10 protein-coding genes and 1 pseudogene are annotated in these 18,204 nt (G+C 39.7%); 7 read left to right on the forward strand and 4 right to left on the reverse strand.

Annotated features, from left to right (window positions below; translation table 11 throughout):
• Window positions 1-92 precede the first annotated feature (92 nt).
• Window positions 93-329: pseudogene (locus tag LC653_RS04555) on the reverse strand (nitrilase-related carbon-nitrogen hydrolase); the annotation flags it as partial.
• 778 nt (window positions 330-1,107) lie between these two features.
• On the opposite strand from LC653_RS04555, the gene LC653_RS04560 reads away from it, so the two are divergent.
• From LC653_RS04560 to LC653_RS04570, 3 genes are all read left to right on the forward strand, one after another.
• A complete protein-coding gene (locus LC653_RS04560; protein WP_229492875.1) occupies window positions 1,108-2,037 on the forward strand; it encodes an NmrA family NAD(P)-binding protein in 930 nt (309 codons plus the stop codon).
• A 446-nt stretch (window positions 2,038-2,483) separates the two neighbouring features.
• On the forward strand, window positions 2,484-2,888 hold the full coding sequence (locus tag LC653_RS04565) for a hypothetical protein (protein WP_229492877.1): 405 nt from the start codon (window positions 2,484-2,486) through the stop codon (window positions 2,886-2,888).
• 142 nt (window positions 2,889-3,030) lie between these two features.
• On the forward strand, window positions 3,031-4,635 hold the full coding sequence (locus LC653_RS04570) for a sensor histidine kinase (RefSeq protein WP_229492878.1): 1,605 nt from the start codon (window positions 3,031-3,033) through the stop codon (window positions 4,633-4,635).
• A gap of 81 nt (window positions 4,636-4,716) precedes the next feature.
• Here the strand turns inward: LC653_RS04570 and pbpC are convergent, their stop codons facing one another.
• The gene (pbpC, locus tag LC653_RS04575; RefSeq protein ID WP_229492880.1) at window positions 4,717-7,101 is read right to left on the reverse strand and encodes a penicillin-binding protein 1C; all 2,385 of its coding nucleotides are present in this window, start codon (window positions 7,099-7,101) and stop codon (window positions 4,717-4,719) included.
• A gap of 504 nt (window positions 7,102-7,605) precedes the next feature.
• Between pbpC and LC653_RS04580 the strand changes: the two genes are divergently transcribed.
• A complete protein-coding gene (locus LC653_RS04580) occupies window positions 7,606-13,308 on the forward strand; it encodes an alpha-2-macroglobulin family protein (RefSeq protein ID WP_504828426.1) in 5,703 nt (1,900 codons plus the stop codon).
• A gap of 87 nt (window positions 13,309-13,395) precedes the next feature.
• A complete protein-coding gene (locus tag LC653_RS04585; protein WP_229492883.1) occupies window positions 13,396-14,046 on the forward strand; it encodes a Cap15 family cyclic dinucleotide receptor domain-containing protein in 651 nt (216 codons plus the stop codon).
• A 65-nt stretch (window positions 14,047-14,111) separates the two neighbouring features.
• On the opposite strand, the gene LC653_RS04590 is transcribed toward LC653_RS04585, so the two are convergent.
• Together LC653_RS04590 and cbiE are read right to left on the reverse strand one after the other, a co-directional pair.
• A complete protein-coding gene (locus tag LC653_RS04590) occupies window positions 14,112-16,211 on the reverse strand; it encodes a pentapeptide repeat-containing protein (RefSeq protein WP_229492885.1) in 2,100 nt (699 codons plus the stop codon).
• A gap of 200 nt (window positions 16,212-16,411) precedes the next feature.
• The gene (gene cbiE, locus LC653_RS04595; protein WP_229492887.1) at window positions 16,412-17,626 is read right to left on the reverse strand and encodes a precorrin-6y C5,15-methyltransferase (decarboxylating) subunit CbiE; all 1,215 of its coding nucleotides are present in this window, start codon (window positions 17,624-17,626) and stop codon (window positions 16,412-16,414) included.
• A gap of 105 nt (window positions 17,627-17,731) precedes the next feature.
• Here cbiE and LC653_RS04600 point away from each other — a divergent pair, with 105 nt between their 5' ends.
• Both LC653_RS04600 and LC653_RS04605 read left to right on the forward strand, forming a co-directional pair.
• A complete protein-coding gene (locus LC653_RS04600) occupies window positions 17,732-17,953 on the forward strand; it encodes a hypothetical protein (protein WP_229492888.1) in 222 nt (73 codons plus the stop codon).
• The gene (locus LC653_RS04605) at window positions 17,931-18,188 is read left to right on the forward strand and encodes a ParE family toxin-like protein (protein WP_229492895.1); all 258 of its coding nucleotides are present in this window, start codon (window positions 17,931-17,933) and stop codon (window positions 18,186-18,188) included. The genes LC653_RS04600 and LC653_RS04605 overlap by 23 nt, the downstream gene beginning before the upstream one ends.
• Window positions 18,189-18,204 lie beyond the last annotated feature (16 nt).

The raw sequence follows: 18,204 nt of genomic DNA on the forward strand, positions 1-18,204 counted from the left end.
TTAGTCATTGGTCATTGGGCATTAGTCAATAATTAATAGTTATTCTTCCCCTGCTCCCCCTACTCCCCACTCCCCATTCCCCATTCCCCAATTCAAATAATTCCCAGTTTGGCTAACCGTTCAATGGTGGCTTGCTGCGTTTGGAGGAAGTGTTTGCGGTCTACTTCTCCCTCCAGCATAGTATTAGCTGGGTAAAAGTGTGATTGGCGATAACTTTCGGCGTATAGTTCAAATCGCTGGCGGGCAAGTAAATTATTTAACCCCGGTCGGCGGCAATCGCGGCGTAATGCTCCTAAATCGATCTCTGCAAATGCTGCCATGCTGTATCCAAATTTTCTCACTACCTTATAGAATACGATGCCTACGGTGGTCACTGAGCGGCTGGTGAGCGGCTGGCCCTGAGCCTTGGGAGAGCGTAGCCGACTTGTAGCGGCGTCGAAGTAAGGGCGCAGTCGTTCGCGTTAGCGTCTCCGACAGTCGAAGGAAGTCGAACCATGTCGAAGTGCGGGCTACGCCTACGCCACCCCAGAGCGATCGCACAAGTTTATCTGTCAACTCAGATCCAAGGACTGGCAAAGCTGTAATATGATGTCATACATAGCTAAAAGTTCCAGAGCAAAGAATTGGACAAGAAAATTACAGATTACCTAAAGCAGCTCAGGGGAGTTTAATTATTCGGAGACAACAAAATAATACCTATGAAGATGTTGGGAAAGAACGAGAAATATCTTTAGCACCACAGGAAACTGTGTATCTTACCTAGGACTTACGCAAAAGTACACGCGCTCAGGGGCAATTCATGAATTGCCCCTACGTGAAATAAGGGTTTCGGCTATTGTTTGCGTAAGTCCTGTTACCATCAATGATGCTAGGGATGAAAACGCATACCAAGACAATCAAGGTGAAATAAAAGTCTTTTGGTCTTGTGATAACTGTACCAGCAAGGGTAATTAGATGAGCGGCGGGTCTAAATCTCCCACTCATTGATTCAGACGGATGTATTCTGACTTCTGACTTCTGACTTCTGAATTCTTCTTCAATTATTGTTTGCTTCTGGTGTCTTTGGATAAACTTAATTTAAATAAATAACTCCAGGTAGAAGAGAGAATGTCAAATTTCCCCGATCGCACAGAGTCAAACACTGATAAAGTTTTACTCATCGGAGTTACTGGCGGCACAGGTGGAAATGTCGTTAAGGGATTTCTCGAACAGAAAGTTACAAAGATGCGAGTCATCACTAGAGAAATTGACCTTAATCGTCCAACTCTTGCAAAACTCAACGATGCCGGAGTTGAAGTGGTAAAAGCCAACCTCGACGATGAAATCTCCCTCATAGAAGCCTTTACAGGAATTTCGGCTGTTTACTGCCACGCTACTTCTGCGGACTCCGCTAAAATTGACCCGCTAGAGGTTCCGAGAGCAAGGCGAGTTGCACAAGTAGCTAAACAGACTGACATTAAGCACTTTGTCTACAATTCCGCCGGTGGGGCAGACAGGAATTCAGGAATCCCCCGCATTGAGCAAAAGTACCAAGTGGAGCAAATTCTCAAAGAAGCTGGCTTACCGACTACCATGTTGCGAGCTTGCTTGTTTATGGAGGAGTTTTGGAAGAAGTACACGCGACCTTCCATTCTCAAAGGTAGTTTCCCATTTTCGATTCAGCCATACAAGCCCCTTCATCTAATTACAACGAAGGACATGGGCCGCGTTGCTGCTTACGTAATTAAACATTCCACCAAGTATATTGGTCAAGAAATTGAGCTAGCTGGCGATGTGCTGACTCCTCTTGAGATGGCAGAGGCATTCTCCCAAGCGCAGGGGATGAAAGTTGTCTACAAAGAGACACCCGCCTGGATTTTCTTACTCTTGCTGCAAAAGGAATTGTTCGATTTGATTCAGTGGTATCGCAAGCAAGGTTATCAAGCCGATGTCCAGCGTTTACGAGAAGAGGAGTTTCCTGGAATTCTGACCACATTTAGGGAATTTTTGGCAGAAACCAACTGGGCAAATGCGGAACTCACCTACGAGAGTCTGTGATCGGATTAGTACACTGTGGCAAAAGTTTGCCTACCTTTAACCAGTAGATATAGGAGTGAAAAAGAATTGTTTTGACGTAGCAGTGCTACGTCTCTACAAGGGTTCTGGGTAACGCATATTTAATTTCTGGAGATATGTAGTTGCTCAGAGCAACTTTTTAAGCTAGGCATCGCTTGTTTGGTTAACTGCATGACAGGTAACTTGCAGGTATGGGGCATTGCGTACAAGACGCTTTGCGAGCGATCGCAATGACACCTTATCAGTCGATGATTCCTCGTTTAGATGCCTTTGCCCTTACTCTAAATTCAGTAATAATACTGAAACTTCATCCAAAATATTTTTTCTTTACTTAATTATAAAAATAAAAATAATTTTCTTAGTAAATATAGACAAATCACAATAAAAACAAATACTAATAAATTAGTTCTTTTGTTATAAGTATACCTATGGCTTTTGATTTAGATGAAACTTTTCAACTAGACATAGCTCAAATGAATTTGAAAAAAGTACATTCCGTAGTATTTAGCTTACATGAACCAAAAATTCCTTTTGTAATTTGGTTATTAGAGAATCCTAATAGCCTAGTGGCTTTACCTGGAAAAATTAGTCTGCGCCATCATGATTATATTCACATACTTTTAGGTAGAGGTATTTCTCCTCAAAATGAAGCTTTTGTCATTGGATTTACAATGGATAATGACTTAAAGACTAATAAACTACATTTATTCATTTATAAAATTTTTGCTAAATTTATATATCCATATCCTTATAATTTCTCAACATTAGATTTAATAAATTTTCATTTAGGCTTTATGTATGGTAGAAGAATTAAAACTAAACAAATAAATTAAATTAACTTTGAAATTTATCAAAATGAAACTATAGGATATTTGAGAAATATTTTCGGCATTAATCCTGATGAGATAAAACTTCTAGAAGTGTATTAAATTTGGTTAATCCCCAATTACCATATATCGAAAAAATATTATCAAAATGCACCTGCCTAATAAACTGAGATTCGTTCCCTCTCAAATAGTAACTGTAACATTACTCCTGACATTACTCTTATTTATTCCTCAAATTTGGCTCAACTGGCAAGCATATCACAACTTTAATAGTATTATTAAATATGAGTTTAAACTCCAACGACTGAGTGATGAAATTACTTACCTTGATGAAGTATTAACGATGTCAGCACGGATGAATGCTGCTACAGGAAAGTTGATTTGGGAAGAACGGTATCGCCAATTTGAACCTAAGCTTGATCTTGCTATTAAAGAATCTATTAAACTTGCTCCTCAAGTATATGAAAATGAGGATGCTAAAAAAGTTGATGCTGCTAATCAACGCTTAGTTGCAATAGAATCTCAATCTTTTGAATTAGTTAAAAACAATCAAAAACAGATAGCACAACTACTAATTTCTAACGGCGAGTATGAAAATCAAAAACAAATTTATGCTGATGGGGTTGCTAAAAGAAAGCGTAATATCTCACTTCAGCTACAGCAAAAAATTGATGATTATTACAAAATAATATTTTGGGCAATTTTAGAATCTATTATAATTTTAGTAATGCTGATTCCGGCATGGCTTTCAGTATTGCATTTATTACAGCAATACTTAAAAGCTAAAAAATTTGCTCAAGCCGCCTTAGAAGAAACGAATTATAGGTTGGAAATGCAAGTTGCAGAGAGAACAGCAAAATTAAAACACAAAAATACTCAATTACAACAGACACTGCAAGAATTGCAAGACGCTCAAGTACAACTTATTCAAACTGAAAAAATGTCCTCATTAGGTCAGCTAGTTGCTGGTGTTGCTCATGAAATAAATAATCCAGTTAACTTCATTTATGGGAACCTGATGCATCTTAGAGAATATAGTCAGGACTTACTAAGTTTAATTAAGCTGTATCAGCAACAAAATTTTAATTACAACCCAGAACTAAATAGTTTTATTGATGAGATAGATTTAGAGTTTATTATTGATGATATGCCGAAAGTATTATCCTCAATGGCAGTTGGTACTGACCGCATCCGCGAGATTGTGCTAACTTTGCGGAACTTCTCGCGTCTTGATGAAGCAGAAATGAAACCTGTTGATATTCATGAAGGAATTGATAGCACTTTATTAATTTTACAATATCGTCTGAAAGGAAAGCATAAACAGCAGGAGATTGCAATAATCAAAGATTATGGTGATTTGCCTCTTGTTGAATGTTATGCAGGAGGACTGAATCAGGTATTTATGAATATCTTAAGTAACGCTATTGATGCTTTATATGAATGGGAAGAAGAATGTTTAAAAGGAGAGGCTAAAAAACACCTTAGTTCTATTATTATCCATACTCAAGTTAAGAATGAAGAGTGCGTTATTATTAGTATTAAAGATAATGGGCCAGGAATACCAGAGGAAGTTAAGACTAAATTGTTTGATCCTTTCTTTACTACTAAACCTGTAGGTAAAGGCACTGGCTTAGGATTATCTATTAGTTACCAGATTATAGTAGATAAGCACAAGGGAAAAATCGAGTGTATTTCTGCACCTGGTAAGGGTACAGAGTTTTTGATTGAGATTCCTATCAAGCAGACGCGGTAAGCAAATACAGCAGAATTGAGAATTCAGAATACAGAATGCAGAATTGAGGAGTAAAACACGCTTTATACCTGGGTAACAGACTTAGCTTGTGTACCTCACCAACTTGAAATCTGCTGTACTAATAGAAAATCCCCGACGCGTAGGTTTAATACTAGCTAATTCCACCTGAAAACTTACCTTGTCGGTCATTTCCCCACTTCTTGCTTCCAAAGTCCACTTACCAGGACGCAAATTCCAAAATAAAGAATTAGCTGAGTTTGTATCTAGTTTTTCCCCATTTAGCCACCATTCAACAGGCGCAGATTTATTTCCCACTAGCTTAAATTCGAGTTTTTGCTTCGCTTCTTCACCTGGATAAAGTAAGAATAAATCGCCATGATGCGGAGATAAAATTCTCAAATTGGTAGAAACAATACTCGATTGCTGTTGTTTTGCCAACCACTCATCATACTCTGGTGGTAAATTGAATTGGTTGTCACCTTCGTAGGCAATTTTATCTTTTGGATAAAAATATTCCTGCACCACTGAGGTACAATCTGGTGTTGGTCGTAATCCTGAAGTTGCACAAACAGGTAATTGCACTAAACCTTCGGGAGGCGGAAACCCTGCTGGTTCTTGATATTCGTGCAGGTGTAACATAATTCGATTCCACAAGGGTGCAGCCCCGGTAACACCTGAAACCTGACGCATCGGTTCCCCGTTGAAATTGCCTACCCAAGTAGCGACGGTGTAATCTGTAGTGAAGCCAACTGTCCAAGTATCTCGAAAATTGGAAGAAGTACCAGTTTTAACAGCAGCAGGAAAAGGTAAATTTAACACAGAGTCTACACCAAATGCTGTTGCACGAGCATGGTTATCACTAAGTATGTTGGTGATTAATTGCCATATTGTGTGGTTGGGGAGTGGGGAGTGGGGAGAGACGCGATTAATCGCGTCTGTACCGAGGAGTGGGGAATTGGAAAATGTGCTTACTAAAGGGGTAGCATCTCCTTGCCGTGCTATGTTGAGGTAGGCACGGGCTAGTTCCCAGAGACTGACTTCGCCACTACCAAGAGTTAACCCTAAACCGTAATGTTCTGGGGTTTGATTGAGGTGTTCAAACCCAAGTTGATGCAATCGTTTTAAGAAAGTTTCTACGCCTACTTTTTCTAATACCCTTACTGCGGGTACATTTAGAGAATTTGCTAAAGCAATTCGCACCCGCACAGGGCCAAGAAAGCTTTCGGTATAATCTGTGGGGCTATAAAGTTTCGCGCCAGGAATTGCATAATGGGCGGGTACATCTGCCAAAATGGTATTTGGGCGAATTAAACCTTTTTCTAAAGCTAATTCATACACAAAAGGCTTGAGAGTAGATCCTGGTTGACGTAGTGCCTGTACTCCATCATTGCGTCCCAGGTTGGCTTCATTAAAATAATTAGGTGAACCAACATAAGCCAAAACTTCGCCAGTGTGGTTGTCAATCACTAACGCAGCTGCATCATGGACATTGTTGGCGGTGAGAGAAGAAATCACCTGTTGCACCTGCGCTTCAACAAACTGCTGTAAAGGGCGATTTATCGTGGTGCGAATAACGGATTGATCCCCCCTAGCCCCCCTTAAAAAGGGGGGGATTAAGCCCCCTTGAAAAATGGGGGTTGGGGGGATTTGATTGGCTAACCAAAATAAAAAGTGTGGTGCGGCGATAATTCCCTGTTGGCGAGATTGAAACACAACCTTTTCGGCGGATGTTCGGGCTGCGATCGCTCCACTAATATACCCATCGCGTACCATACGATTGAGGACGTATTTTTGTCGCTGCTTCAATCGTTCCCAATGCTGGTAAGGGTTAAAGTATGTGGGATTATTAGGAATAGCAGCCAACAAACTAGCTTGAGCAAGATTCAATTCATTAGCTGGGATGGAAAAATAAGTCTGCGCTGCTGCTTCCACACCATATATATTCCCTCCCATTGGCAGGCGATTGATATATGCAGAGAGAATTTCATCTTTGTTCATCCCTGCTGCTAACCGCCAAGATAGCCAAATCTCACTCAGTTTACCAGAGAAACTACGCGGCACAGGATCTAACATCCGCGCTAACTGCATAGTAATTGTGGAAGCGCCGGAAACAATTCGTTTGGCGTGGATGGCTTCTTTGCTGGCGCGGATAACAGCTTTCATATCCAACGCCCCGTGATGGTAAAAGCTGCCATCTTCGGCGGCTAAAATGGCATGGATAAACTGGGGAGAAACCTGATTTAGTGTTACTACTGATGTATGCTCTTGGTCACGGGTGAGTAGTGTTCCTAATGGTAAACCATTGCGATCGCTAAATTGCATTGCCAACTGATTTTGGGCAATGTCTGCGGTATGAATGGGTGCAAAATAAGGCAGCAAGCGTACCACTAGGCATATTAGCAGCCCAGCTAGGATAACCTTACTAGTGTGCTTAATTTTGAGTAGCGATCGTAAAATTAGTTTCATCAGGGAATCCCTGCCCAAGAAAACTTACCTTAATTTTGACGTGGCGATTACATCTAAATCAGGAAATATGTCAAATCCTTAACAATTAATTTGTCATAACTTAGCAGATATAAATTAATATTTGCAGAACTTAAATACTTCTTCATAGTTAAGAATTGTAGTGATTTTGCGGAACAATCACATGGTATTGGTTATCTATGTAAATAAACATAAGTTTTATCCAATATTTGAGTAAAAAATAGTCATCCGCCTTCCCTTATTAGTCTTGGGATTGCCAACTCCATGAGGGGATACAAACTTTTATTCGCTATAATTTGTGAATTTTTATTTTGAATTACTAAAAATATGATTATCAGAGTTCTACTCCGTTTTTACCATAAAATTCTCTATTTCTTCCTTGGCGTCCTTCTCTACGAGACGCTGCGCGATGGCGGTTCGTTAAAAAAAATTAGTCATTCCTCAAACCGAAAGAGAAAAATACAGTATCTTCTTCTCTTTACATTTATGCTAGGAATGGCAGGGTGTAATTTTTTTGGTATCAACTCAGGTAAAGAACAACTCCCAGCAGTATCCGCACTCACCCCGCCTAAACTACCAGATTGGATTGAACAAATTAGTCCTATTGGAGATGCAAAATCTCTTAACCAAATCCGCATCCGTTTTAAAGAAGCTTTAATCCCAGTTGAAAGTCTTGACAGTCCAGAACAGCAGAAGTTATTAGAAAAATTTGCTCTTTGGCCGCCTTTACCCGGTCAATTTCGCTTTTTGACACCGCGCATGGTGGGTTTTCAGGCCGAGAAAGCCTTGCCAATAGCGACAAGATTTCAAGTTACCCTCAAAACAGGTTTAGCCGATTTAAAAAATCATCGTCTAGACAAAGATTTACCTTGGACTTTTAATACCGAATCTATCAACCTGACTAATCTACCTGGTGTTAATCCCATTGAGAAAGCTGATATTGAACCAATTGATTTACAACAGAAGTTACAGTTTACTTCAAATGTCGAATTGGATTTAGCTTCTGTACAAGAACATTTACAGTTAATTCCTGAAGAAAAAAACAAGGGTGTAGGCTTTAAAGTCAAATTAAACAAAGAAGAAAAACCATTAAAAAATGAAGAAGACCCTTTAGAAAAATTTGATCCCTCAGCACGCAATTGGATTTATAACCTCATCCCCCAGCAAAATCTCGAAAAAGCAACTCATTATCGCCTAGTATTTTCTCCCGGAATCCGCCCTGCTTATGGTAATCTACCTACAGAGAAAGAATTTGCCAGTAAGTTAGCAACTTATTCGCCTTTAGCATTTCAAAAAATTAACTTTTACGGACAGCCAGATGCAGGTGGAACTTTTGGAAGATTTATTAAAGGCAGTCCACAGCTAGAATTTAATAACGTCTTAGTGGCAGATTCAGCTAAAGAAAATATTACTATTAATCCAGCACCAAAAGAAATTTCAAGAATTATACAAGTAAATGATGAAGATAAAATTGTCGGCATAAATCCTTATGCCCTAGAACCTGCCAAGACTTATACAATTACTATCGGCGGAAATCTCAAAGATAAGTTTGGGCAAACTTTAGGTAAACCTGTCACACTTAAATATGATACTGGAGATTTAGCTGGGGATATCTGGGTACCATCAGATTTGAATATTTTCCCCACAGGTAAAGATTTACAGCTAAATATTAGTACGGGAAATTTGCCAGAATCTAAATACAAAGCAGCTTATCGAGTAGTTAAACCGACAGATTTAGTTTATTTTAATAATAGTAGCGATTTATTACCACAACCTTCTGATTGGCAAAGCTTTAAGGTATCGGGCAAGAAAAATCAATCAGTTGACATTGCTGTTTCTCTGCGAGAAAAGATAAATGCGGCTACGGGAATGTTAGCTTATGGAGTGCAAGCCCGCACTAATAAATATCAGGAAAATGGGAAGGAACTGTGGCGAGAACCTACAACTTATGGCATGGTTGAATTGACGAATTTGGGCGTATTTACTCAGTGGTTTCCTGAGTCAGGCTTAATTCGCGTCAATCATCTTACAGATGGTTCGCCAGTTCAAGCGGCTGCTGTTGAAATTTATCAATCAAAGTTACAGGCTAAATCTCGCCCTGAACCTGTACCTTGTGCAACGGGTAAAACTGATGAAAATGGAACTTTGACAATTCTTCGTGAAGGATTACAGCAATGTTATTTGGGAAATGAAAGTTATAGTAAATCACCACAATTATTAGTAATTGCCCGGGAAAATCAAGATTGGGCATTTGCCAGAGTTGAAGAATATAGCGGCGTTTATGGCTATGGTATTGATGCAGGTTGGCAAGTTGCTAAACCTGAATCACGCGGGGTAATTTTCTCAGATAGACAGTTGTATCAACCAGGTGAAAAAGCTTGGTTGACTGGTTTCGCTGACTATTTGCAAAATGGTACAATCCAACAAGATAAAAATGCTGTTTACCAATTAACTTTGGTTAATCCTGATGGGCAAAAGACTAATTTAGGTACGCAAACTACAAATGAATTTGGTACATTTTCTCTGGAACTGCCAATTAAGACTACTCAACGCTTAGGCTACTATACAATCCAGGCTAAGGGGAAGAATGGGCAAGAAATTTCTGGAGAATTTCGGGTAGCTGAGTTTAAGCCACCCAATTTTAAAGTTGAACTAAACTTAGATAAAGAATTTGCTATCATTGACGACAAAGTTAATATTAATGCTACAAGTAATTATTTATTTGGTGCGCCTGTAGAAGGTGGAGAAGCAAAATACTTTATTACTCGTCAACAGGCTAATTTTGTTCCTAAAGGTTGGGATGAATTTACTTTTGGTAGGCAATGGTTATGGCCAGAGGAAACCCCTACTATATCTAGTGATGTCTTACAAACTAATGCCCAATTAGATGCTACTGGTAAAAGTAGTCAAACTGTGAATGTGGCTAATGATTTACCATATCCGATGACTTACCGGGTGGATGTGCAAGTTGCAGATGTTTCTAATCTGTCTGTAGCGAATTCCAAAACTTTTACAGCCTTACCAAGTAATCGCCTTATCGGGTTAAAAAGTAATTTCATTGCTGATGCTGGTAAGGCTTTTCCTATTGAAGTGATTGTTACTGACCCTACAGGAAAACCGATAACAGGTCAACGGGTACGGCTGGAATTACAACAGATTAAATACAGCAGCGTCACGCAATTGGTAGAAGGTAGCCGAACTCCAAAAAATCAAGTTGAATATAAAACAGTAGGACAAGCAGAAACTACATCTGCTAGCAATCCGCAATCGGTAAATTTGACAGCACCCGAATCTGGTTCATACCGCATTAGAGTTAATTTTAGTGATGCAAAAGGCGAATTAAGTGCCACAGATTTACAAATTTGGGCAACTGGGGGAAATCCTGTATTTTGGGGTTCTAAAGAAAAAGATGTCTTAGAAGTTAAATTAGATAAAAAAGAGTTTAAACCTGGTGAAACCGCTACTGTACTAATTCAATCTCCCTATCCAGACGCAGAATTGTACTTTGCTGTGATTAAAGACAAACCCCTTTATCAGCAAATAACCAAAACTCAGGGAAGCGCACCACAAATTCAGTTTAAAGTCACGCCAGAAATGCTGCCAAATGCAGCGATTGAAGCTGTCTTAGTCAGACAAGGTAAACCCATAAATCAAGTGGAAGCGGGAAGTTTAGATAACTTGGTGAAGATTGGTTTTACACCTTTTAAAGTTAACTTAGAAGATAAGTATTTAAAACTGCAAGTTAAGCCAGTTCAAGCATCATTAGAACCTGGTGCAGAGGAAACGGTACAACTAGAACTGAAAGATAATCAAGGCAATCCCACCAAAGGACAGTTTACAGTCATGGTGGTGAATGAAGCGGTGTTACAACTTTCTGGTTATCGTCCGCCAGATTTGGTAGATACAGTTTATGCAGAACAGCCGATTTCTACCCGCTTTAGCGATAATCGCCCAGATGTAATATTACAACCACAAGATGTAGCTAAACCTAAAGGTTGGGGTTATGGCGGTGGTTTTTCAACTGGTGCAGCCAATACTCGCACTCGCACAGATTTTCAAGCCTTAGCTTACTACAACGGTTCTGTTCTCACTGATGCAAATGGTAATGCACAGATAACCTTTAAACTCCCGGATGACTTAACTACATGGCGGGTGATGGCTGTCGCCACCGATGGAAATCTGCGTTTCGGCAATGGAGACGCAACGTTTATCACCACAAAGCCACTGCTAACTAATGCCATCTTGCCACAGTTTGCCCGTCCAGGCGATCGCATCCTTGCTGGTTTATCTGTAACTAACAACACTGGGAATACAGGAAATCTCTCAATTAATGGCGAACTTAGCGGTAATGTGAAGTTTGCTGACAAAAACCCCACAGCTACTGCTTTGCAAACCAAAGCTGAATCCGCAACTCACGCTTATCGCTTTCCAATGCTGGCGGATAGTGTGGGAGTTGGGAAAGTTCGCTTTACCACTCAGCTAAATGGTACAGCCGCAGATGCTTTTGAAGTACCTTTGGAAATTAAGCCAATTGAAATTACAGAACAAGTCGTTGAAACTGGTGTAATCCCCCCAACCCCCCTTACGAAAGGGGGGGATGAGGTAAAAATTCCCCTGAATGTTGATAAAAATACCTTCCCTGATGCGGGAGGTTTAGATATTCAGTTGGCGAGTACTTTGATACCGGAGATTCAAGCACCAGCAAAGCAGGTTTTAGAAGATGATGATTTACCGTTTACAGAACCTGCTGCAAGTCAGTTAATGATTGCGGCTAATCTGCAAAATCTTACACAAAAATATGGTCAGACATTTTCAGAATTTAATCCTAGCCAACAGGCAAAACAAGCAATTGAACAATTGCAAAAACTCCAAATAGCAGATGGTGGTTTTGCTGCTTTCCCCAAACAAGAAAAATCTGACCCTTGGGTTTCTTCATACTCAGGTGAATCTTTGGCTAAAGCTAGTCAGGTGTTTCCTAATTTAGTCGATTCTGCAATGCTGTCTCGCCTGAAAACTTATCTGCAAAAAGTTCTAGCGAACCCTGGAGAATATGACTTTTGTAAACAGCAATTATGTAAAAGGCAACTGCAACTTCATGCTTTAATTGCATTAGCAGAATTGGGAGAAAAACGCAATACCTTCCTCGCAGATATTTATGAACAGCGCAATAATTTTGATTTAGTAACTCAAATCAAACTAGCGCGATATTTATCTCAATTCCCAGAATGGCAAGACGAATCTCAACAATTAGTAAACAAGCTGCAACAAAGTATATATGAAACTGGTCGCACAGCAGTTGTGAGTTTACCCAACAGTTGGGGATGGATGAGTTCATCTACGACGACGCAAGCGCAAGCTTTACGTTTATTTATTGCCAAACAAAGTAAACCCGAAGTTATAGATAAATTATTCCAAAGTCTTCTGGCACTGCGGCGGGATGGCACATGGCAAACTAACTATAATAATGCCCAAGCCTTAACAGCTTTGGTCGATTATAGTCAACTGCAACCTACACCACCTAATTTTGTTGCCACAGTACAATTAGCTGGTAATAAGTTAGGAGAAAATCGGTTTGAAGGTTACAAAAATCCTAGCTTACAACTAATTGTGCCGATGAATCTATTACCTCGTGGGCGTCAAGATTTAACGCTGCAAAAATCAGGTAATGGCACTTTGCACTATCTGGTTGCTTATAATTATCGCTTGCAGGGAAATCAACCAGGCAGATTTAATGGTTTACGCATAACACGAGAAATTAGTCAAGTAAATAACGAGAAAGTTTTACAAAAAACAGGTCTTTACGCTTTCGATAAACCCTTGACTTTAGCCTCTGGACAGGTGTTTGATATTGGTTTAGAAATCATTGCCGATCATGCTGTGGATCATGTGGTGATTAAAGATCCGTTACCATCAGGTTTTGAGGCGGTAGATGCGAGTTTTCAAACTACCACAGCTGCATTACAAGCAAAAGCCGATAGCTGGGAACTTGGGTTTAGGAATGTGTACCGCGATCGCATTATCGCCTACGCCGGCCACCTGGAACCAGGAGTTTATAGTCTGCATTACTTAGTCCGTTCTGTTACCCCTGGTACATTTTCTTGGCCTGGTGCAGAAGTTCACCTACAATATGCACCAGAAGAATTTGGGCGTACTGCTGAGTCTACATTAATATTGGAGGATGGAAAGTAACTTCATCTTTTGGTATTGCATAAATGCACGATGAATTGGATTTTTGACTAAGGCTAAAAGTAGATTCTTTTTAAAGGAAGTGGTAATATGCACAGCTATGCTACAGATGCTAAAGATAGAGAATGGGTTCTGTTATGGATTGCTGCCTTAGCAGTTGTAGCAACGTTACTTCTTAACTACCTCTTAAAAGTTTTAAATTTACAGGTGCCTTGGTGGTTAGATGCACCTTCTGTTATGGGGTTTTATGGTTTGTTTTACCAATTGTTTGATGATGTTGTATGGGCACTAAAAATTGAACCCATTCGTTTCTCAAATATCCCAAATCTACGAGGGACTTGGGTTGGAGTCATCAAGTCTTCTTATGAAAATGGTACAGAGACTCGTGGAGTCATTCTATATATTCGCCAAACATGGTCGAAAATCAGCGTGCGACTAGAAACTGAAACATCTAAGTCTACATCAACAATGGCTGCGGTTTATACAGAAGACTCTTCAGAACCTGGGCTGAAATATGAATACACAAACGAACCAGCAGCAAGCAGTCCACAAACAATGCAGCCTCATAGAGGTATCGTTAATCTAGTTTTAAGTCCTGACAGAAAAACTTTGAAAGGTAACTATTTTACTAGTCGAAGTCGTCAAACCTATGGAGAAATGATATTTCAACGTGTGTCTGACAAGTCCCTTACACGTCAAGAAGCATTAGCACAAGCAAGCAGTTTTCTTGCAAATATATAGCTAAATAAAAATCCAAAATAGAGATAGGCGATGTATGTAATTGCCTAAGTTTGCTGATCACAAATTTATAAAGGACGTAAAGGGCCCAAGATTCTAACTTTATTTTCTAAGTTAATAAATTCTCTAATATCTCCGGTTTGCGATACAACAAAAACAAATGGATCTAGTTCCTGGTTAGTACAAAGCCTAGCAGCAGAGCGATGCCTAGTACCAAATTCCTCAAACTTCCATTTTTTTGGCTCTTCATCTGGTGGGAATTTAACAAATGATTCTATTATTTTTGATTTATCTTCTTCTAAGTTCTCTTCTTCTGACTGATTTTGATCTAAGAAATTTAGTAGATCATCAGTCAGTAGTGGATCAAACGGGGTAAAGTTGGCTGCAAATTCAACACATTTTTCCTCTAAATTTTCTTGATTTCTAATCTCTCCTCCGAAACCAATTAAAGACAAACTATCATCTAATATGATACAACCATCTATACTAGATAAATATGCTATTAAGTCTATGCAATTGATTAATTCACCGTTCGCAATAACTAATTTTTCTAGTTCATCAGAAGCTTTTGTGCCTTCTGAGGAATTATAGGTAAGATATTGATTAAAATATTTAGTAATGCATTTTCCTAGATTAGGTTCTTGTGTAGTCAGATGCTCAATATTAAAGTAATCCTGAAGTTTTGCTACAGATTTTTTAGGTATAATAACGAATTGGCTTCCATGACCAAAATCAACAGCTAATTGAAGAATCCGATGCCAAACTTTTTGAATAGTTTTTATTAGAGTAAAAAATCCTTCACGGCTGTTTATTTTATTATTCCTAAAATCATCCCTGATTTTTTCATCGATACTAGAATCATTAATAAGGTTTTTTGCAATTTTAAAAAAAACTAAATTCACTAAAGGATTTTGAACCGGATCATGATTTATTTTAACTTTGCCTTCAATTAATGCTAAATGGACTTTAAACTTATTTTTAAAATTATATAGTATACTTAATCGACCTGGAGCTTCAACACTCAAAAAAAGCCCGATTAAATTATCTTGATTATTAAATTTTCCTTCCAAAAGGTCATCTTTCTCTAATTTAATTATTCCTTCAATTTCAACAGTATATTGATTTTCTGTTCTTGCTTTTTCTGTAACAACAGCACTATAGTATTGTGGAATACCAATACCGATGCGAGCTAGAGTAGCAAGTTTATTTGAATCAATATGATTATTTCTTTGATTGCTGAAACTAATTATGAACTTAAGATTGTTATAACATTCCTCTTCTGAAACGTATAATTTAAATTTGGGATACCTTGATTCTTGTTTTCTAACACTTACTGCATAAGCTATTTCAATTAGTTCTTGCAATCTAATGTCTGTTACCTTTAAAGTTAGCTTCGATTCTTCATCTTTTATCAAAACTTGGATGGCTTCAAAAAGTAAATTTAATCCATCACTTTTGTTTGTATTTTCGTTAATATGATCCTTCAACTTCTTAAAAAGAACAATAATTTTTATTTTGTCTAGAATTCCCTTTAATGCTGGAGAAAGAATAGCGTTATTTACATTTACTGTATTTAGACCTTCAATACTTTCAATAGTATCTTGGATATCGCTCAGGTTGGCATTGCTCAGGTTGGCGTTGCTCAGGTTGGCACCGATGAGCTTGGCACGGCTCAGGTTGGCATTGCTCAGGTCGGCACCGATGAGCTTGGCACCGCTCAGGTCGGCATTGCTCAGGTTGGCATCGATCAGCTTGGCATCGATCAGCTTGGCACGGCTCAGGTCGGCATCGATAAGCTTGGCACGGCTCAGGTCGGCATCGATCAGCTTGGCATTGCTCAGGTCGGCATCGATCAGCTTGGCATTGCTCAGGTTGGCACCGATGAGCTTGGCACCGCTCAGGTTGATACCACTCAGGTCAATACGCTTCAGTTTGGCAATAACTAACGGAATATACAACAACGGCATCAGGCTAACAGCAGCAGCACCAACAACACCAGCAGCAACACCAGCAGCAACACTAGTAGCAGCACTAGTAATGGCTCGCGCGAAGTCGTCATTCATGTTAAAGTTGCTCAGGTCAGGCTTGATCTCAGGATTATTTTGTCTCCATTGATTCCAACTTTTGACTCCTTTGTTTAGTTCCTTAACATGGTCTTGATTTGCCATAGAATGCTAACTCCTAAGCTTGAAACTTATTCTCATATTTCTTCTAATAAATTATTACAGGTAAGAGCAGTACACTTAATACACTGATGGAAGAAAAAGTCGAGGTTTGTTGACAAAAGCCAAAAACCTTGAAAATAGAAAGCGTTCAGCAGCGCATTTTTGAGTTTTTTGGTTGAAAAGTACGGGGAATGGGATGTACGCTAATTAGACTTCACAACTATCCATTGCGTCACACCCGCCATTCCTCGCCAGCCCAAAAATTTCCCAATAGGTTCCGCCCGTTGAATTGCAATACGAGTTAAATCACCACCGACTCGTTCATGCCATTGAAACAAAGTTTGCTCACCCTCTACCGTCACTACATTTGCCACCAAACGCCCACCTGGCCGCAGTGCTTCCCAACAAACATCAAAAAGTCCCGTTGCTGTCACCCCACCACCAATAAAAATCGCATCTGGTGCTGGCAAGTCTTTCAGGGCATGGGGCGCTTTACCTTCAATGATTTGTAGATTTGGAGTACCGAGAGTGGCGGCATTATCGGCAATATATAGTAGTCTAGAAGAGTTTTGTTCGATCGCGATCGCTCGACACCGAGCATTACTCCGCATCCATTCAATAGAAATTGAACCGCAACCCGCGCCAACATCCCACAATAATTCTCCTGGTGTGGGTGCTAAAACTGCTAGGGTAATTGCCCTAACTTCACGCTTCGTTAACTGTCCATCGTGGTGATAGGCGTGATCTGGTAATCCTGGTAATCTTGGTAAAGGGATAACCCCAGGATCAGCAATACAATCAACTGCGATCGCATTCAAAGCAGCAACTTCAGTTTCACTCCAAGATGCAGCCGTACCTTCCACAATTCTTTCATGAGTGCCGCCCATCCGCTCCAGTACGGTGATTTTACTGCCACCATAGCCGCGATTTGTCAAAATTTCAGCAACAATGGCGGGTGTGTCCTTCCCTTCGCTCAAAATCAACAGCCGCGCTTTTGGATAGATGTAAGACTGGAGTAGAGAGGATGGACGACCATTCAAACTCAAGGTTTCCACCTCAGTTAAAGACCATCCAACCCTGGCACAGGCGAGGCTGAAGGCTGAAGGTGCGGGGATAATCGTCATTTCAGAGACAGGAATTCGCCGCATCAAGGTGACACCTATGCCATAACACATAGGATCACCGCTTGCAAGTACGCAAATTGACTGACCCCGACGCGTGATGATTTCCTCAACTGAAGTACTAATGGGGGATGTCCAGACTAGTTTCTCACGTTGGTCATCTGTAGGGAGCATTGCTAAATGGCGATCGCCTCCTACAATTACTTTAGCTTGATCGACTAGAGAACGAGCGATCGCGCTTAACCCCTGTAATCCATCTTCTCCAATGCCAACGATAGAAAGCCATTTCTGTGTCATACTAATTCATGATTAATAATTAAGATTTGACGCTAATTCTAATTCTGAATTATTCCGTCAATTTTGGTAGTATATAGTTCATAGTGCTGGATTGAGGATAACAGGATGAACTCACTCCCAGAAATAGAAGCCGCTATTATGCAACTGTCTGAAGGCGAAATCCGGGATTTATCAAACTGGCTCCAAGAATATCTTAATGATGCTTGGGACAAGCAAATTGAAGCAGATGCAAAATTAGGTCGATTGGATCAGTTAATTCAGCGTGCAAAAGCAGATATTGAAGCTAATCGGGTGAAACCGTTAGATGAAATCCTTAACAACCCCTGATTTTTGGCGCTCTTATGCTGCACTTTCAACTGAAGTTAAAGAGCAAGCTAGAAAGGCGTATCGTCTTTGGATTAATAATCAATTTCATCCGTCTTTGCATTTCAAAAAAGTAGGAAATGATTTGTGGTCAGTCAGGATTAGTGGTGGATATCGCGCACTAGCAATTAAGAACGGCGAGGATTATTACTGGATCTGGATTGGGTCACATGATGAGTATGAAGCGCTGATTGAATAAGAATATTGCTGCTTCA

This window comes from Nostoc mirabile CHAB5784, from assembly GCF_020829645.1.
GTDB classification, from domain to species: domain Bacteria; phylum Cyanobacteriota; class Cyanobacteriia; order Cyanobacteriales; family Nostocaceae; genus Nostoc; species Nostoc mirabile.